This is a genomic window from Bacteroides sp. B1-V-101, assembly GCF_023656585.1.
GTDB lineage: Bacteria > Bacteroidota > Bacteroidia > Bacteroidales > Bacteroidaceae > Bacteroides > Bacteroides thetaiotaomicron.
Window position 1 is genome coordinate 16,406 of sequence record NZ_JAMOKH010000035.1, and the last position, 18,799, is coordinate 35,204.

Annotated in this window: 19 protein-coding genes; 4 read left to right on the forward strand and 15 right to left on the reverse strand. The window is 41.1% G+C overall.

What is annotated here, in order from left to right:
- Positions 1 to 13: 13 nt before the first annotated feature.
- Positions 14 to 223 carry a helix-turn-helix transcriptional regulator gene (locus NBH01_RS20390; RefSeq protein ID WP_032591289.1) on the reverse strand — a complete coding sequence of 70 codons (210 nt, stop codon included), beginning with the start codon at positions 221 to 223 and terminating at the stop codon, positions 14 to 16.
- Positions 224 to 432: 209 nt separating this feature from the next.
- On the opposite strand from NBH01_RS20390, the gene NBH01_RS20395 reads away from it, so the two are divergent.
- On the forward strand, positions 433 to 1,299 hold the full coding sequence (locus NBH01_RS20395) for a restriction endonuclease (RefSeq protein ID WP_192972779.1): 867 nt from the start codon (positions 433 to 435) through the stop codon (positions 1,297 to 1,299).
- 146 nt (positions 1,300 to 1,445) lie between these two features.
- On the opposite strand, the gene NBH01_RS20400 is transcribed toward NBH01_RS20395, so the two are convergent.
- The 6 genes from NBH01_RS20400 to NBH01_RS20425 form a co-directional block, all read right to left on the reverse strand.
- On the reverse strand, positions 1,446 to 1,850 hold the full coding sequence (locus tag NBH01_RS20400; protein ID WP_032589320.1) for a hypothetical protein: 405 nt from the start codon (positions 1,848 to 1,850) through the stop codon (positions 1,446 to 1,448).
- A gap of 35 nt (positions 1,851 to 1,885) precedes the next feature.
- Positions 1,886 to 2,824: a relaxase/mobilization nuclease domain-containing protein gene (locus NBH01_RS20405; protein ID WP_225679283.1), complete on the reverse strand. Its 939-nt coding sequence runs from the start codon at positions 2,822 to 2,824 to the stop codon at positions 1,886 to 1,888.
- On the reverse strand, positions 2,814 to 3,122 hold the full coding sequence (locus tag NBH01_RS20410; protein WP_225679285.1) for a MobC family plasmid mobilization relaxosome protein: 309 nt from the start codon (positions 3,120 to 3,122) through the stop codon (positions 2,814 to 2,816). The genes NBH01_RS20405 and NBH01_RS20410 overlap by 11 nt, the downstream gene beginning before the upstream one ends.
- Positions 3,123 to 3,261: 139 nt before the next feature.
- Entirely contained in the window at positions 3,262 to 4,335 is a 1,074-nt protein-coding gene (locus NBH01_RS20415; protein ID WP_250700254.1) for a DUF6371 domain-containing protein, read from the reverse strand.
- Between the two features lie 83 nt (positions 4,336 to 4,418).
- Positions 4,419 to 5,786, reverse strand: coding sequence for a DUF3987 domain-containing protein (locus NBH01_RS20420; protein ID WP_225679310.1), 1,368 nt, complete (start codon positions 5,784 to 5,786; stop codon positions 4,419 to 4,421).
- An 11-nt stretch (positions 5,787 to 5,797) separates the two neighbouring features.
- Positions 5,798 to 6,166 (reverse strand): helix-turn-helix domain-containing protein, encoded by a 369-nt coding sequence (locus NBH01_RS20425; RefSeq protein ID WP_032589326.1) that lies wholly within the window; start codon positions 6,164 to 6,166, stop codon positions 5,798 to 5,800.
- Between the two features lie 291 nt (positions 6,167 to 6,457).
- Between NBH01_RS20425 and NBH01_RS20430 the strand changes: the two genes are divergently transcribed.
- Entirely contained in the window at positions 6,458 to 7,927 is a 1,470-nt protein-coding gene (locus NBH01_RS20430; RefSeq protein ID WP_250700255.1) for a hypothetical protein, read from the forward strand.
- Between the two features lie 77 nt (positions 7,928 to 8,004).
- Here the strand turns inward: NBH01_RS20430 and NBH01_RS20435 are convergent, their stop codons facing one another.
- From NBH01_RS20435 to mnmE, 5 genes are all read right to left on the reverse strand, one after another.
- Positions 8,005 to 8,778, reverse strand: coding sequence for a mobilization protein (locus NBH01_RS20435; RefSeq protein ID WP_225679291.1), 774 nt, complete (start codon positions 8,776 to 8,778; stop codon positions 8,005 to 8,007).
- Between the two features lie 404 nt (positions 8,779 to 9,182).
- Entirely contained in the window at positions 9,183 to 9,581 is a 399-nt protein-coding gene (locus tag NBH01_RS20440; protein WP_225679293.1) for a GNAT family N-acetyltransferase, read from the reverse strand.
- Between the two features lie 82 nt (positions 9,582 to 9,663).
- A complete protein-coding gene (locus NBH01_RS20445) occupies positions 9,664 to 10,770 on the reverse strand; it encodes a site-specific integrase (protein WP_035449428.1) in 1,107 nt (368 codons plus the stop codon).
- 92 nt (positions 10,771 to 10,862) lie between these two features.
- A complete protein-coding gene (locus NBH01_RS20450; RefSeq protein WP_225679295.1) occupies positions 10,863 to 11,768 on the reverse strand; it encodes a helix-turn-helix domain-containing protein in 906 nt (301 codons plus the stop codon).
- A 250-nt stretch (positions 11,769 to 12,018) separates the two neighbouring features.
- The gene (gene mnmE / locus NBH01_RS20455; RefSeq protein ID WP_008764704.1) at positions 12,019 to 13,416 is read right to left on the reverse strand and encodes a tRNA uridine-5-carboxymethylaminomethyl(34) synthesis GTPase MnmE; all 1,398 of its coding nucleotides are present in this window, start codon (positions 13,414 to 13,416) and stop codon (positions 12,019 to 12,021) included.
- Between the two features lie 132 nt (positions 13,417 to 13,548).
- On the opposite strand from mnmE, the gene NBH01_RS20460 reads away from it, so the two are divergent.
- Positions 13,549 to 15,456, forward strand: coding sequence for a PAS domain-containing hybrid sensor histidine kinase/response regulator (locus tag NBH01_RS20460; RefSeq protein ID WP_008764705.1), 1,908 nt, complete (start codon positions 13,549 to 13,551; stop codon positions 15,454 to 15,456).
- An 81-nt stretch (positions 15,457 to 15,537) separates the two neighbouring features.
- Positions 15,538 to 16,197, forward strand: a complete 660-nt coding sequence (locus tag NBH01_RS20465; RefSeq protein WP_008764706.1) for an NAD(P)-dependent oxidoreductase — start codon at positions 15,538 to 15,540, stop codon at positions 16,195 to 16,197.
- 69 nt (positions 16,198 to 16,266) lie between these two features.
- Here NBH01_RS20465 and NBH01_RS20470 read toward each other — a convergent pair whose 3' ends face one another.
- The 3 genes from NBH01_RS20470 to NBH01_RS20480 form a co-directional block, all read right to left on the reverse strand.
- On the reverse strand, positions 16,267 to 17,145 hold the full coding sequence (locus tag NBH01_RS20470) for a nucleoside phosphorylase (protein WP_054959345.1): 879 nt from the start codon (positions 17,143 to 17,145) through the stop codon (positions 16,267 to 16,269).
- Positions 17,146 to 17,297: 152 nt separating this feature from the next.
- The gene (gene floA, locus NBH01_RS20475; protein ID WP_195380725.1) at positions 17,298 to 18,299 is read right to left on the reverse strand and encodes a flotillin-like protein FloA; all 1,002 of its coding nucleotides are present in this window, start codon (positions 18,297 to 18,299) and stop codon (positions 17,298 to 17,300) included.
- Between the two features lie 23 nt (positions 18,300 to 18,322).
- The gene (locus NBH01_RS20480) at positions 18,323 to 18,793 is read right to left on the reverse strand and encodes an NfeD family protein (RefSeq protein ID WP_118337303.1); all 471 of its coding nucleotides are present in this window, start codon (positions 18,791 to 18,793) and stop codon (positions 18,323 to 18,325) included.
- Between the last annotated feature and the right edge of the window lie 6 nt (positions 18,794 to 18,799).

An 18,799-nucleotide genomic window follows, 5' to 3' on the forward strand; every position in this document is an offset into this window, starting at 1 on the left:
ATATATAGGAATCTCATTCATCAGACTCTCTGATCAGGTCCTTAACCTCCACGTTAAGTACTTTAGCTATTTGAAGTAGCATTTCCAAACTGGGTTGTGCCGTATTGGTACACCATTTGGAGATGGTAGCAGGATCTTTCCCCACTTGCTCTGCCAGCCATTTATTGGTCTTTTCCTTCTCGGCTAGCATCACTTTGATTCGGTTTATTTTTTTATTGGACATATCTCATATTTAATTAACAATTATACAAATATAGTCTTTTTACATAAAAGAACAATTGAGTTTAGATTAATAATTAGCTGTAAAAGGAAATTTTATTGCGTATAATTCATTTTTTTACGATATTATGGCCGAAAACAATGCATCTAAGAGATTTTGATTAAGATAAATTGTTTACTTTTGAAGTATAGGCAATCTTAAAATTGATTTTTATGAATGATAATATTGAATATGAGAAATTTACTCAAGAAATTTATAATGAGATTTTGAAGAATTTGTACGTAAAGAATATGGATGTTAAGCATAATGTGAAATTGACGGGAAAGTCAGGCCAGAAGCATCAAATCGATGTGTACTGGGAGTATCAATATGATAATACCACATTTAAGATTGCAATAGAATGTAAGAATTATAACCACACAGTATCTATTGGTAAAGTGAGAGATTTTTTTGGCGTTCTTTATGATTTGGAAGATGTCAAAGGCATAATGGTTACCAAGAAGGGTTATCAGGAAGGTGCAAAGAAGTTTGGTGAGCATTACGGAATTGATTTAATGGAATTAAGAGAACCGGAAGAGGGCGAGGCTATTGTTGCTGAAACCACATTAACTATTGGTAGTTCTGTTAGACATAGACTTTTTCAGGTTGATGAAGATTGGGCTAAAGCACATGATTTTAATATCCAATTATATAAGAAACGACTGGACTGTTTGAGTTTTTCGCCTAGTAGCAACAAATGGATTAATGCAACCCATATTCCTTTAACAACCAAAGAAAATAAGATTAGGGATGCAAAAGGTAAGATTATTGCAGATATAGCGAAATTAGAGGAAGAACTACCCGAAAATTGTCAACAAAATAAAGACTATGTATTTCCGTTTGATGATGCTTATATAAAAACAAATTGCGGGAATATCAAGATTAAAGAAATCAAGTTTGAATCTGAGAATCATACAGAAACGAAACAGATTAAAATTGATGCACAAAACATAACCAAAGCAATACTTAAAAATACGATCAGTAAGGAGATACAGTTAATAGGGAAAACATATATGGACTATAAATCCAAAATGAAGTAGTTTGTTCTTTACTTTGTGAGTTATTTATGAAAATTCGGACTGAATAATATCGAATAACAACGATATTTTATCCCTCTATTAACGATAAGTAATGGTGTTACAAAATAAAAGGAGAGGAAATCCTCTCCTTGATAAAGACATTCACATTACACCTCCAACTCCTTCAACGGCAATCCATAATTATATTGTCTGAAAAGTCCTCTGTGGATAAGTTTCAGACCAAGGGTCTGATAATACTTGTAGTCGTCATCCTCGGTGCAGAGGTATTTGTAACCATAGCGTGGAGCGTACTCCTTGAAGAAGCGGGCAAGGTCTTTCAGGTTTTCCTGCTGGTTTCGTTTGAAGTTGCTACGTACAATGATAATGCTCCAGTCGGGGTAGTGACCTACGCCACAACTATATTCCCAGAAACGGATGTATAAATCCATTTCGCCTACATGGACAGAAACACAGATGCCGTTGGTGTTGTGCATGACAGAACAACAGTTTCTGTAACCGAATCTCTCACACAAATAGAGATTGAAATCGTAAATAAAATCGGAATAGTTCATAATAATTTGAATTTTGATGGTTAATAAAAAATTGATTATAGACTGAAACCTCGCTTGCGTTTCGGTTTCTTTTTCTTCTTTTTAAGCCGGTTGGCCTGTATTGCTTCCTCCGTATCATAATCCGTATGAGAGGGAGTGAACAGCCCCAGGCTGATGCCGGAATGATTCTCCTGCTGATATTCATGCCGAGGTTCCTCGCGTATGGTTTCTGCCTGTACCTGACGCTGGTTCATGGTAGCGGAAAGAGCGTTATATCTCAGCTCCTGGTCGATGTTCAGGAAACTGAACTGGCGGTCAATCTTGGAACCGCTAAAGGTCAGTTGGTCACATGTGAACTTGACACCTTGCATCTCTCCGGTCGTGCGACTTAGCTTCCATTGCGTATCAATTCCGTATCTTTGCAAGGCCAGTCGCAGCTCACTCCAGCTTCGGGCGTTCGGAACTTCTCGTTTCAAGGCATGATAGATAAAATACTTAACCCTGTCGTGATGGCGCAACCGCATGAAATTGACATGCTCTTTTCCTTCGGCAAAATGCAAATGGTAACGGGCTGTCAGCATCTTGCAGACCTTTTCGTTCCGGTAGCGGTCGTTCTTGTCGCTGATGGTGCGCCCGTCATTATCCACCCGGTTGTAAACGATGTGACAATGCGGATGATCACGGTCAGTATGCCGGGCGATGATGAACTGCGTGTTCTCGATTCCCATCAGCTTCATATAGTCGTGGGCGATCTTCAGCATCAGCCAATCATCGTCACGGATGCGGTCTCCGTCTTCTGCGGAGAAGCTCAATGATATATGACCGACCGTGTTCTTGACCTTGTCGTTCAGTAAAGTCTGTAACTCGAATTGCTCCGCTATTTCTTCGGGCGAACCATAGACACCAACCGCTTTCAGCAGCCGCGATTTATCTTCTTTCAGCACATAGTTTACACATCCCGAAAACGATGTACCCTTTACAATTTTACCTATCATCTTTGAGCTGTTTTATGAGTTGTGACATCTGCTGGGCGACGGCCCGGCACTCATCGGCCACACGATAAAAACCGTAAGCGTTGGCTCGTTTGGCAAGCTGATTTAGGTTCGTGCTTTCGCCAATCAGTTTACGGATGATGTCAAGATTTTCTCTTGTAATCCGTTCGCGTACCGTACCGTGTTCGATGAGCGAACGCACTACTTCGCTTTGACTGCGTTTACTGCGTCGGCTGAGTGCTCTGAGCCAGCCGAACTGTTCGTCTGTAAGACGGATTGTAACTGTATTTTTCTTGTCCATAATATTTGCTTTTGAGATTAATAATTGTGACCATCGGGAGCTGTCTCACCGTCTTTTGAGGTGAGCAAGTGGCCGGGAAATGTAATACACCGGCATAAACTTGCTCCAGTGAAAAAGAAGTGAATCAGACATCTGAAAGTCATCGTTTGAAAAGTCCTTTCCGAGTATGTTGAACCGTTGCTGAAAGCGGTGCTTTCTCCACATTGACAAACTGTAAATCGAAGGTCTCGACCATCGTTTTCAAGGCCGGATTCAACGTGATAAGACGATTGAAAATAGCTTCCTTTGTCTCTTCTCTCAGCAGAAAATCTGCAATGTCATAACCCGCATCCCGTTCTTCTTTTATTGCGTTTCTTTCCATAAAGTCGAAGAGAGAAACCTCTATTCCCAGGTTTCGGATCATCTCCATTTTACTGTTCCAATAGTCGGTCGCACCCAAGTCTGGGAAGAGCAGAACACGTCGGTTTCTCAATACGCTCATGGCATCCCGATTAAATGCTCCGTTCTTTCCGCCCGAAGCAATCCAGAGGTATTGCGGCAGATAGAAGCTGGATATCAAAGCGCTTTTCTCACTCTCCACTAGGGCAACCGGACGCTGCCGGTCGGAGGACAAAAGATGCTCACCAAACAGGCATTGCCGGAGGTTGAAATTCTCTTTCTTCAAAAGGGAATGTACCCACGTGATGTAGTTGTGCGGCTCTTTAATCCGCCTTCCGTTTTCAGGATTGTAGAGCATCACTTTTCCGGTGCGTACCCGTCCGGAAATATCCACCTGCCAGAATACCGTAGCTCCCGGCCAATGCTTCGAGGTTCCTACATGGTAGCGCAACATCAGCTCTTCGGTAGCCTCCTGTCCGAAATGGAAACTCAGGAACTGAAACAACTTGTTGGTGTGATACAGCTTTAGGGACTGTCCCATGATTTCCGGCTCAATGAATGAAGGCGCAGGAGGCAGACTGATGCGTGGCTTTGACACCGGTACAAACTCTTCGCTCAATCGTTCCTTGGCCATCGGGTCCTCGTCAAAGTACATTTTGGGCGTATAGTTGTAGCCGCACTTTTGTTCATGGTTGCATCGCCCTACATAGTCAGGAAAACTGATTTGCTTTTCCGTATCGATGTATTTGACAAAACAACTTTTGCGGTGGCAGTTCGGGCATGTGTGCCGGGTGCTGACACCTTTGTATGGTTCTAATGTGAATCTGTAGTTCATTTTTCTTTCTGTTTGGATGTTACTATGCACATTTTCGCAACTTCACAAACCCCTCGGTTGCGAAAATGTGCATAGTAACAGGTTTATTTACTGTATTCTCCATGATTCTCTTTTCTGAATAATGTTCCGATGTGTCGTTTTAGAAACATCTTGAAAGCATGTTCCTTCATCCCGTAACCTTCAGCAATGCCGATACCTTCTGCCGTTGTAAATCTCTGAGGCAGATTCAGGTAGATGTTGCGGTGCAATTCGCTCAACTGTTCCTGACTGACGGCTATCTGCACTTTTACGGCTGTAGTCCGGAAATACTCAGTCAGCAGGATGGCACGGTTCACGCTTTCAAGGTCAATCGTATGCTTATCGCACTCTCCGCAAGTCCATCGGGCAAGCTGGATAATCAAACAAAACCGGACAATGTAGATTTCCAGTTTGCAGTAAATACCTACCAAAGCATCATTGGTTTCCATATCACATTGGCGGGCATTTTCATGCTGCCAACCGTAAAGCCGTTGCTTGGCGTCTTCATCGAATGGCAGGCATTGAGGCTGCAACTCATTATTCTCGTCATGCGGACAATCCTGAACAATCAGCTTGTCGATAATCTGTTGCCACTGGACTTCCAATTCTTCAGGAGTTTCCCGGTCGTTCCATCTGCTTTTCAAGACAGATTCGGGCATCACGAAAAGAATACGGTCTATAAAACCGTTACTCGAACGCTCGCCTTTAACCAGTTCGCCCAAAATCTTCTTTTGGATGGTACCAATAACGGAGATATAGGGACGTCTGATAAAAATGGAACTTTGCGTACTCTTGCGGTCGGAAATCGTGGGCTTCGCATTGAACACCGAAAGCCAAAACTGTTCTTCCGAACCGTTATTGTAGCGATTGAAATTCTTGAACCAGGCCGACAGCTCGTCCGACCAAAGGCAGAGTCCTCTGGGATTCTGGGCATGTATCTGGCTCAATCCTTCGGGGGTGATATCCGAAATAAGAAAGCGGCTGCGCACGGGAGCCTGCGGAAACTCATCCAAACCGGCTTCCAAGCGTTCCTTCTTACTCATGGACATAGTGCGTTCATACTCGGCATACAGCTTCTGATATTCCTGATTCTGACAATAGTCGTGTTCAATAAACGGCTGGAAAGCGAAACTCAGCGGATGACTCTTATTCGCTCCGGGGCGTCCAATCAGTGCCATGTACAGAATAGGACTTTCCAGCCAGTTGCGCTTCACCTGCACCAGATGAGAGTTGCCAATCCCCACGGCAATGGCCGCAAGGATAGCCGCAGCAACGTAATCCACGGGATAGCCCTGACAATCGTGCAAACTGCTGATGATACGCTGAATCCTGATAGGAAAGATTTCTATCGGAAACTCACCGCCGGACATTTTGGCTCCGATGCGCACAGCCTCACCGATAATACCTTCTGCTGTTAATTTGGAGGTTTCCATATTCATGCAGATCAAAAGTTATAGCCTCCCTTTGGTTTGCGTTTCGCTCCATGTACTATCTCCGCTGCCTGCTCCTGGAGCGACATTGCCTGTATCTGCTTGCGTCCTGATTCAATCCATTGCAGTAACTCATCTTCATAGAAGTAGAGCTTCTTACCTTTTTTATAGGCTGGAATCAGTCCTTTACGCGCAAGCGTGTAAATGGTAGGCTTCGCCTTTCGCGTGATTTTACAAGCTTCGTCAATTTCAATAAGACGATGCTTGTCTGAAGAAGTTTGTGGTTGCAGTGCCGCCACCATTTGCCGGATTTGTTCCATCTGTTCTGTGAGATAACCTACCGCCTGCGGCAGCTTATCAAAAGTGATTTGTTCGTTTGCCATACGTACTCGTTTTTAATTGTTCGCTGGCAAAGGAAATTGGTGTTTTGATGGTGGAAAACATCACCGGAATATAACTGTGAGATAACTTTTGGTGGTGATTTGTAGTAGTATATAATTGAATTTTAGAGTATTAGATACGGATCAATATTGCTTTCAATAATATTTTTGTGAGTTTGGATAAAAAGAGCCATAAAATGTGTAATTGTAAATAATAAAAGGCCTAACACTTTGTCTGATTAGTTTTACTAATTTTGTACGCAGAAAAATTAGTGATAAAGCGGTAAATATTATATGAAGGATATGAAACAATTTATACTTAAACCAACTATAGAAGCCATACTTGCAATTCTTCATATGGAGAACTGTAAGGTAAATGGTATTGAAGGCGTTCCAAATATAAATAAATTGAGCATAAACCCTAATCATTTTGATCTGGAGTTTAATGCCACTACTCAAGCTATACCCCAAAGTGTCAATATAGAATATTTGCCTGAAATTATATTAGAAGCAGTTAATAGTGTATACAAAATACCACAAAATACTGCGTATTTTGAAGGTAATATAATCATTGGAAGCAAAAATGAACAACATTTTGATATACGATTTAATAAACTTACTCAAGTGACGTTGGTAGAAGAAAAACAATATTTTTGGCGTTTTATTTATCCAATTAACGGACATGAGTGGTTTATGAAAATAAAGGCTTTGCCTTACACTGATGATTTAGGTAAACATCACTTCTCTAATTTAATAACAGTTGAGCTGGAAGGCCATAGTATGAATCTTTATTCCTCTAATTTTAATAATTGTCATTGGATGATTATTGAATCAACAGAGTCTATTACATACGATGAAATGGATCACAGAGTGATGTCAATAATAGTGGCTCTTGGTTTCGTTATAGGAAAGCGATATGGTGATTATTGTTTTCATGTGGCTAGTAATGAAATATCTTTTTCAAAACTTGAAGGAATTGAAGTTTTGTCGTTGCAGAAGGCTCAATATTGTCCTTTCAAGATTCTTCAACCTAATAGTAATCTTATAGTAGAATACTTGCAACAATATGATTATCAAGAATATGCTTTAAAAGAGATTCAGTGTACACTTGGTGATGGAACTAGATGGTACTATGAAGAAGACTCATCTGTTACAATTGATGCTTTTAATAAATTAGCCCAACTTTGTTATAAAACAAATGACATGTTGATAGCAGCTAATATGCTAATTGATGGGAGTTTGATGAACATAGAGTATCAAAAGCCATTCTTTCATGTAACTTTAGAAACTATAACATCGGCATTGTTGAAAGGGGATAATTTAACATCACCTCCAATAATACCTCAAGAGATTTATATACAAGAAGTAGCTCCTGTATTGATTAAAGCATTACAAAATATTCAGAATCTTCCACAAGATGCATTAAGTATATTTTCTCAGCGTATAGAGCATAATCTTAATTCCGCACCTAATGCCAATAAGCTAGAATTTTGTTTTCCGAAATATGGATATGAACTTTCAAAGAACGATAAAGAAGCCATCAATAAACGTAATTCCACTTTTCATGGTCACTTAACTAATGAAAAGAAATCTTTGAGAGAACAGCGCAATGAATTATTTGCTATGGGGCTACGATTGCATAAACTGTGTTCAATTCTATTATTAAAAGATGCTGGATTTACAGGAAAAATTCTCAATAATGAAGTTCTATTTGGCATAAAAGAAGCTTGCAATCGTAAAGAGCCTATTTTTATTACAATATGAATTATACTTATAACTATTTAATAAAAAATCTGCTATTTAGATTCGAAAAATGTGAATTGGAGATAAATAAAGTTTTATTATTCTACTTTTAAATTTTTGTTTATTCTAATTTGACTAATTGTTTCGGTATTAGACATCTTACGCTCAATAGTTGAGATTTCCAAGTTGCAAAGGGTATGGGCAAAAACATTCTTGATGAATGTGGCTGTGTGAATGCGCTTTTTGCTGAACGCTTTACCAATATTCCAACCAAAGTGCATAATGTCAATGCTTTTAAGCTGTGAGTCAACCTTTACAGGCGATATCTTTTGTAAGGTATCGCCTGAGCTATATTCTGCGACATATGCACATAGACGGTTGAGGTCTTCTTCACTCATATAGGCAACCATTGTTTGCTTCGTATAGTTGAGAACCTTTTCCAATTTGGTTTGAATAGCGCGATTCTTTTCTGCAATAGCATTGGTGCGCATGACTTCATATTCTGAAGGTTCGGAGATTGTTTCTTCAGTGGTAGGAGCAGACTCAATGACATCAGGTGTAGCTTGGTTTGAATCTTTGATTGTAGGGGCTTCCGGAAAAGAAACGGCGTCATTGTTATCTTTCATCTTTTGAAAAGCAGAGAAACGAAATAGAAAAGCTTCTATGCGTGGCAGCAGAAACTGATTGAAAGTTATCTGCAAACTGGCATATAGTGCTGTCAATACAATAACTGTTGCAAAAAATGCAACTGTACTACTGAAGTCATCAATACCTTTTGATAAAACAAATTGGCGGATTAAAATACCAAAGACTAGAATGACTCCAAACACCAAGGAATAAAGTGCTATATATTCTGCTTTTTTCTGATTCATGATGATATTTGCTAATTGTTCAGCTACAAATATATAGGATTATTTTTTCAAAAAATCAATAGTATTGGCCTACTATGGCCTTTTGACAATAGATTTCATCAGATGTCATCACATTACACAGCTAATATTCAGCGGATTGTAAATTTCTTGTTTTTTACCGAAAAAAGTCGGTTTGAGGACTCTGTCATGCTTTAAAATAAAAATCTGCATCAGATTTGATTAACCTGACACAGATTTAACATGATGGGAACAGCCTTGTAATAGGTGTTATAATTCACTTTGGATTTAGTCCATTACTTTTTCGAATATAAAATATTCATCATGAAAATCACTTCTACCTGATGGTATGGAAGGATCTCGATACGCTTTATTGAAGAATTCGACAATTTTAAAGCCACATTTGTTTACATAAAATGGATATTGCGCTTTTCAAAATAGGGAGTTATCAGACGCCAAGCTTTGGTATTGGGGTATCTCTTTTCCAGACCTTTCCATATTTGAAGTCCAAGTCCCTGTCCATGTTTATCAGGATAAACATAAAACAGATCCAACCAATTGATTCCCGTTTGAGAGTCAATCTTGACAACGACACCTCCAACTTTTTCCCCTTCGGCATATACAGCCAGCGCTTCACATTGAGGGTTGTATAAAGATAGGTCTATATCATTATCTGGAATAATTTCATCTTGATGATCCGGATTTCCAAAAGTCTCAATGACAGCTATGGAAAAAATCTCTTTCACATCTACTCGAAACTTAGCATATTCTTGTTCAACAAGCTTCTTGAATGTAATATTTGCCATCTCTCTCTTTGTCTTAATGATTAAAGTGGACTGGTACTTTATGCAAAGAAAATGGATTTTTCTGTCTACTACAAGTTTCTTCCTACTTTAATGAAATCTTATTCGCCGTCTCTCGCTTCTTGGAGTTAACCAAATCAGCATAAATTTGTGTCGTGGTGACATTCTTATGCGTCAGCATCTTCGATACTGTGTAAATGTCTGTGCCTAAAGAGATTTGGATGACCGCATACGAGTGCCTGAAGCAGTGGAAGGTTATGTGTTTTCTGATTCCGGCTTCGGCAATCCATTGTTTCAAGGGATGATGAGTCATGGAGCGGGTTAAGCCTTTGAATACTTTTCCGGTACCCCATTCGCCACACAACTCCAGTGCCTCCTGACTGATGGGGAGGGTGGCCTCGGTTTCTGTCTTTTCGGTGCAGATACGGATATAGTAACCTTGATCCGGACCGACTTCAAAATCACGCCAGTCCAGCTTCAGAATATCACTGATACGGAGGCCGGTCATGCAGGCAAACAAGGAGGCTTGTTTCAAGACTGGAATCTTGCATGGCGTAGCTGCCAGTTTCTTGACTTCATCAAGTGTCAGATACTCTTTCTTGACCTCTTTCCATTCAATCTTTTCCAGGAAGTCGTTCAAATTCTCACGCAGCATCTTTTCTTTGTAGGCTATCTTCAACAAGGCTCGGAAAGTTGAATAATAGCCGGCTGCCGAATTGCGTGAGATGTAAGCATTGGGATGATTAATCTGTTTGCATTTGAGCAGGTAATCCCTGAACTTCTCGCACAGTTCCACGGTGACATCACCAAAGGTACATTTACCGCCGACAAATTTCTCGAAGTGGTTGTAAACGCAATCCCATTTTTCATATTTTTCCCGTGCCTTTGTCCGGAAGTAGGCGAGGAAATCTACCTTTTGCTTGTTTTTGTCCAGAAACCCGAATTCTTCATTGATAAGCGACTGGACACGGATACAGCGGATGGCCTCTGCTTTGTTCAGCATGTCCTGATTGAACATTCTTTGTTGCTCGTTCTTGGGTTTGGCATAGATGTAGATGCCAAGGAATTCCCGGCGACTCATCTTCATCGTGTAAGGATTGCGGATGGCCGGGTAATAATCCAGATAAAGAGATATGCGGTCGTTACGCAATGGTTTTTGTCTCAAAGTTACGTTGGTGCATGTAAGTGTCATAGCTATATTGTTTTTTGATTAATACTTGTTTTTGTTGCAAATAAAATAGGTGTTATGATGGTGGTATTTATCACCGGAAAATAACTTTCGGCTTATTCTATCTTTGGAGGTTCAAAGAACTTGTCCAGCTCTGCCCGCAGAATCTTGGTATATTTACCGACTTTGATACGGGGGATATTATGGTATTTCACATAATGGTAGAGTTGGTCTCGTGTCAGATTGAATCGCTCCATCGCTTCGGCAATGGTGTAGTATTTGGGCTCTTCAGGAGCTATGAGACCTTTGGCGATGTCCACATGTTTCTTGGAGTAGTACACCATGATTCCGACTTTCTTTTTGGGAATAGCATTCTTTGATACAAAAGAATAGATGGCCGTTAGTGTCATGCCGAACTTCTCCTGCATGTCTTGCGTGCTGTACCATTCCTTGATCTCAGGATCGGGAGCTTTCTTTGCAAAGTAATCATCAATATGCTTTTTGCTCCAATAGGTTTTTCCACGGTGAAAGGTTCGTGGAATATTATATTCCTTAGCGATGTGAAATATCCAGGAATCCTTTACGCCATACTTTTCCTTAACTTCAGCGGTGGTATAGAAATCATTAATGGAAGGTTTGTCTCTGACCGGAATCTTAAATTCTATAGACTTATTGAATAAGTTATCAATATCTTCTTTTTTCAATAGAAATTTATATCCAAGTCGGGTGGCTTTTAGTTCACCTCTTTTCAGGTAGCCATAAAGAGTAGGTCGGGTTACTCCAATGTATGTGGCAGCCTCTGTGATAGTAAGAATAGGCTTGTCTCTGATCTTCTCAATCGGCTTCTCCTTGATGACTTTTTCGACAATTTGGTTGTTAGCCTTAATAGAAGCCTCACGTTTCTTCTGTTTATACAGGAGGTTTGCACATCTGTGCGAACAACAGGTTGTAGTTGTTTTATGCGCAATGAATTCTTGCTTGCACCACGCACAGATTCGTCTGATTTCAATGTTGCTACTCATGTTATTTCTCCTTATTTCTCCAATATTTTTGTATAACTCCGTAAAATCCCGTAAAATGGCGTAAAAGTTCTCCACGACCTTGCCAACGATAATCCTCGGATTTTCGTGGTGAGGTACACAGGAGGTACAAAAAATGGCGTAAAAAGGCTTAGCAACGATTATCAACGATACTTGAGCAACAAAAAAGGCGCCCGTAAAGAGCGCCATATTAATCGATCATAATCAATTTAACTATTTGATAATCAAGTGTTTACTTTCCGATGCAAAAATGCTGAAAGATATTCTGAAGCACCATATCATTCGTCACTTCCCCTGCAATATCCGAAATGAAGAAAATACACTCCCGTATATCTTGCGAAAGAAAATCTCCAGATATATGCGTTTCAAGCCCATCCTGTACCCGGTGAATAGCATCTAAAGCTTTACTTAAAACTTCATAATGCCTTACGTTTGTCACAATAATATCATTCTGTGTTACCGTAGGCAGATGTGCTGCGTTAATAAGCATCTTTTGTAACTCGTCGGTCTGTTTACGTTCTTTTGCCGATATGAAGATAGACTTCGTGTATTCTTTAGGAAAGTCCTTTAATAAAGCAGATAATTCTTCTTTCTGCTTTTCCTCAATCAAATCCGCTTTGTTGAATACAACAATTAGTTGCTTCTCTTCACAACGAGGAATGATCTTTTCTGATAATTGCTTTATCTGAGAAGATGCATCAGATGAATCAACCATCCAAAGTACAATCTCCGCTTGATCCAGCTTTTGGAATGTACGTTCAATACCAAGACTTTCAATGGTATCATTTGTTTCCCGGATTCCGGCAGTATCAATGAATCGGAAAGTGATGCCACCTATATTAATAGTATCTTCAATGACATCACGCGTGGTACCATGAATATCACTGACAATTGCTTTATCCTCGTTCAGTAATACATTCAGTAAAGTTGATTTCCCCGCATTCGTTTCACCGATGATAGCTACCGGAACACCATTCTTAATGGCATTCCCAACATTAAATGAATGAACCAGTCGGGAGATAACCTGCTCTATTTCATCTGCGAGTTTTCGCAATGCCGAACGATCAGCAAACTCCACATCTTCTTCGCTGAAGTCAAGTTCCAGTTCGATCATGGAAGTGAAGTTTAGCAACTTACTTCGTAGGTCCGTTAACTCTTTGCTAAAACCTCCCCGCATCTGACTCATGGCCAAACGATGAGTGGCTGCGGAAGAAGATGCAATCAAATCGGCTACAGCCTCCGCCTGACTTAAGTCCATCTTTCCGTTGAGGAATGCGCGTTGGGTATATTCTCCCGGTTGAGCCATACGGCAACCGTTCTTAATCAACAATTGCATTACTTGCTGAAGAATATAGGAAGAACCATGACACGTGATTTCTGTACTATCCTCTCCCGTATAAGAATGAGGAGCCCGGAAAAGACTCACAAGGACTTCATCTATGACTTCTTCTCCATTATAGATACGCCCGAATGTCAGCGTATAAGGCTTTTGTTCACTAAGTAATTTGCCGGCTTTGGCTGGTTGGAAGATGCGGCTTGTAATGGAAATAGCTTCAGGACCGGAAACACGGATGCTTCCGATGGCTCCTCCTTGAGCGGTAGCAATAGCGCAGATAGTATCTTGATTCATTATATTTCTTTTTGGATGATGCAAAGATAATTGTTTCTAAGTAAAAAAAATAAGATTAGACACAACTTGTGTTTTATTTGTTTATATTTGCTGCCGTTCAAACAATGCACATACAAAATATAATGATAGTCTATGGAGCCGGATACAAACTTATATTCACCGAATGAGAATAATGAAATCATACGGGAAAATTCACAAAAGATACTTTCTGTACTTGCCGCACATCAAATAGCTTTATGGGAATATGACATTCCGACAGGGAAATGTAGCTTCACGGACGATTATTTCCGCACGTTAGGCTTGAAAGAGGCGGGAGTAGTCTTTAAAGACATTAATGACTTTTACCATTTCGCATACCCCGAAGATATAAATGCCTATCAGACAGCTTTTGCTAAAATGCTTGCTTCGGAGTCCAAAGCATCTCAGATACAGGTCCGTTGTGTCGGGGAGCATGGTGAAGTGATTTGGCTGGAAGATCATTTCTTGTCTTATAAAGGGAATGAAGAAGGAGATCCGGATAAACTGTTGGCATATACTGTAAATGTTACCTCCCAGTGTGAAAAGGAACAGCATATTAAACATCTGGAAGAACATAACCGTAAAATAATAGAAGCTTTACCCGAATTTATCTTCATCTTTGACGAGAATTTCTTTATAACGGATGTGCTGATGGCGCCGGGTACGATTCTGCTGCATCCGGTAGAAGTGCTGAAAGGAGCGGACGGGCGCAGTATTTATTCTCCGGAAGTAAGTGATTTGTTTCTTTGCAATATTCGCGAATGCCTGAAGGACGGGAATCTGAAAGAGATTGAATATCCATTGGAAGTGGAGGGGAGTAAACATTATTTTCAGGCACGCATCGCCCCGTTTGAAGGTAATACCGTGCTGGCGTTAATACACGATATTGGCGATCGTATCCGTCGTTCCGAGGAATTAATTGAAGCGAAACGGCGTGCAGAGGATGCCGACCGGATGAAGTCTGTATTTCTCGCAAATATGAGTCATGAGATTCGTACTCCGCTGAATGCTATTGTGGGATTTTCGGAGATTATGGTTTTAACGGAGAATGAAGAGGAAAAACATGAATATCTGGAGATTATCCAGAAGAATAGCAATCTGCTGTTGCAGTTGATCAATGATATTTTGGACTTGTCCCGCATCGAATCCGGTAAATCGGAGATGCACTTCCAGCAAGTTGAAATAGCCGGTTTGGTGGATGAAGTGGAGAAGGTGCATCAGTTAAAGATGAAGTTGAATGTGGACTTGAAAGTGGTTCGTCCGCAAGGAGAGTTTTGGACTTCTACCGATCGGAACCGTGTGATGCAGGTACTCTTCAATTTTTTATCCAATGCCATTAAGAATACTGAAACGGGAAGTATCACATTGGGATTGAAACAGGAGGGAGACTGGCTGAAACTGTTTGTCAGCGATACGGGCTGTGGAATTCCGGAAGAGAAACTTCCTCAAATCTTTACTCGTTTTGAAAAACTGAACGACTTTGTGCAAGGTACCGGACTGGGGCTTTCTATTTGCAAGAGTATTGTAGAACGTCTCGGTGGCCGTATTGAAGTTAGCTCGGAACTGGGACAAGGTAGTACGTTTGCGCTTTATCTGCCTTATCAGGAGATACCGGTAGAAGTTGCCGAACGGAGTCTTTCTACTAAGATTGATTCTGAATCCGTACGTCATAAAAAGATTTTGGTTGTGGAGGATATCGAATCGAACTTTGCCCAGTTGAATATCTTACTGAAGAAAGAGTATACTATTCTGTGGGTGCGTAACGGACAGGAAGCAATCAATAGCTTTATTCGGGAAAAACCGGACTTGATATTAATGGATATTCGTATGCCTGTGATGGATGGCATTCAGGCTACAGAGAAGATTCGAACTATTTCTCTTTCGGTTCCTATTATTGCAGTCACTGCCTATGCGTTCTATACGGAACAGCAACAGGCTATTCAGGCTGGATGCAATGCAGTTATCTCCAAACCATATTCTTTGGAGAAACTGAAAGAAACGATAGAAACCTATATCGGATAATTAATTTTCTAAAAGGAGACCAACATTCTGAAAGTTAGATTGTTATTAAAGTAATAATAACAATCTAATTTTTGTTGGAATATGGAGAAAGTGAAAAAGATAGTCCTCATCGGAGCTAGCGGCTTTGTTGGTTCCGCTCTGCTAAATGAGGCATTGAATCGTGGCTTTGAAGTGACAGCTGTAGTTCGTCATCCCGAGAAAATAAAGATAGAGAACGAGCATCTGAAAGTAAAGAAAGCGGATGTCTCTTCGCTCGATGAAGTATGCGAAGTTTGCAAAGGAGCGGATGCCGTTATCAGTGCATTCAATCCGGGATGGAATAATCCTGATATATATGACGAAACCATCAAAGTATATCTGACTATCATTGATGGAGTGAAGAAAGCGGGAGTAAATCGCTTCCTGATGGTAGGTGGTGCCGGATCACTGTTTATTGCGCCGGGATTGCGACTGATGGATTCGGGTGAAGTTCCTGAGAATATCCTGCCCGGAGTTAAAGCTTTGGGAGAGTTTTATTTGAATTTCCTGATGAAGGAGAAAGAGATTGACTGGGTATTTTTCTCTCCGGCAGCAGATATGAGACCGGGAGTACGCACCGGACGTTACCGTTTGGGCAAAGATGATATGATTGTGGATATCGTGGGTAACAGCCATATTTCTGTAGAAGACTATGCGGCTGCAATGATCGATGAGTTGGAACATCCCAAGCATCATCAGGAGAGATTTACGATTGGATATTAATGAAAAAATGGCTTGAAACATACAATACAGAGTATGATTCAAGCCATTCTGTTATGATGGATATATCTCTTATATTCTATCGAGCACAGTCTTAATCAGTGTATCGATTGTATTCTTATATCCGGTATTAGCCTCTTTGATCAGTCGGTTGGCTATCACCATGCAGACGGTCATTGCCTTATGTCCCATCAGTCGGCTAAGTCCTGCAAGTGCCGAACTTTCCATTTCAAAGTTGGTAATCTTAAAGCCTTTATATTCAAATGCTTCAATCTTATCATTTTGTTTCGGGTCTGCTAACGGAATACGGAGTTCACGTCCTTGTGGCCCAAAGAAGCCTCCTGCGGCAATCGTTACACCACGTACCATATCTTCTTTAGCAATCCGGTCAATCAGTTCTTCACTGGCATCAATAACATAAGGCGCAGGGGCACACATATTTCCCGACCAGCCCATGTGATTAAGGAAAGCACGTTCGAAAGGAAGATCGCATACCGCATTACGTCCGGCATAGAAATTCAATAATCCGTCGAAACCGATAGATTTCTGTGAACAGACGAAGGTGCCTACCGGAGTATTTGGCTGCAAGCCGCCGCACGTACCGATACGTACTAACTCCAGTTGGCGGAACTTTTCTTTTTCTTCCCGTGTCTCGAAGTCGATGTTGGCAAGCGCATCCAGTTCGTTCATAACGATGTCGATATTATCGCAACCAATTCCGGTAGAAACCACTGTGATTCGTTTACCTTTATATGTACCCGTGATTGTTTTGAATTCGCGGCTTTCCACTTCACATTCTTTGTTTTCAAAGTGAGAAGCTACGAGTGCTACACGTCCGGGATCTCCTACAAGGATCACTTTATCTGCCAGCCATTCGGGCTTTACGTGAAGATGGAATACCGAGCCGTCTTCGTTGATAATCAGTTCAGAGGATGGAAAGTACTTTTTCATGTTATTGAACGGTTTTAGTTTTACAATAAGTCGTATATAAATAGAAACGCCGGAACCGGATTTTAGTTCGGAAGAGGTATCTTTCTTTTGCAAGTTTAAAGAGAAGATACGCTGATGAACTGAATAGAAATCGGGTTCCGGCGTTGGGTAGACTATTTACTCAACGGCTGGTTGGTGGCACCACCAGCCGTTGGTTTGGCAATGTTTTCGCGCATTGAAGTATCAGCTTCGATATTTTTCATACGGTAATAATCCATTATACCCAGATTGCCGCTACGGAAGGCTTCTGCCATTGCTTTAGGTACTTCCGCTTCCGCTTCGATTACTTTGGCACGCGCTTCCTGTGCTTTAGCTTTCATTTCCTGTTCGGAAGCGACAGCCATTGCACGACGTTCTTCTGCTTTAGCCTGTGCGATGTTCTTGTCTGCATTAGCCTGGTCAATCTGCAAAGCTGCACCAATGTTCTTACCTATATCGATATCCGCGATATCAATAGACAGAATTTCGAAAGCAGTTCCTGCATCCAATCCCTTACGAAGTACGAGTTTAGAGATAGAATCCGGATTTTCGAGTACTGACTTGTGGTTTTCCGAAGAACCGATAGAGGAAACAATACCTTCACCTACACGGGCAAGGATGGTATCTTCTCCGGCACCACCGACCAACTGCTTGATGCTGGCACGTACCGTTACACGAGCTTTCGCTATCAGCTGGATACCGTCTTTGGCTACCGCAGTAACAGGAGGAGTATCAATCACTTTCGGGTTTACAGACATCTGAACAGCTTCAAACACATCACGTCCGGCAAGGTCGATAGCGGTTGCCATCTGGAATGACAGCTCGATGTTCGCTTTCGATGCGGATACCAGCGCATGGACTACTTTTTCTACATGGCCTCCGGCAAGGTAGTGGGCTTCCAGTTCATCACGGGTGATGTTCTTCAATCCGGCTTTGTGGGCTTCGATCATGCCCGGAACAATGATATACGGCGGAACATTACGGATACGCATCAGGAAGAGTTGAATCAACGAGATGTTAACGCCTGATACTTTAGCCGACAACCAAAGGAAGAACGGCACATAATGGAAAAATAGTATTAGGAAAATAATACCTCCAACAATCATAACGATAGGTAAGTACAAAGATGTTTCCATTGATAATTTATATTAAGTGAATATTATATTTTGTGTTTCTCGACCAGGATGGTACCGTCAGCGATGCGGCTCACAATGATGGGAGTCTTTTCATTGAGGAAGCCGTCTATCGATCTTACTTCCACGATGTTACCGTTAATCTCAGCATAACCGATTTGTGCCAGGCGGGTAGTGCTGATTCCTGTGTCGCCTACCTTGACGCTCTTCTCCGCACTGCGGTCTACTTTTGAGTCAATATCTTTTTTCAAAGCCAGCTTATCCAGCATCTTCGAACGCATGAACCAGATAAGCGAACCGATACAGGCGACAGCCGATATCCCTAAAGTGATAAATCCTCCTGCCATACCCAGATTGGCGAAAGCGTAATAGTTGGCATAGAGAATACAAGCAAGTGCTGAAATGCCCGCCAGGCTAATCCCCGGAATGACAAACAGTTCAACCAAAAATAGTATTACTGCAGCAATGATGAGAACGGTGATAATCAGTATGTCCATAACTCT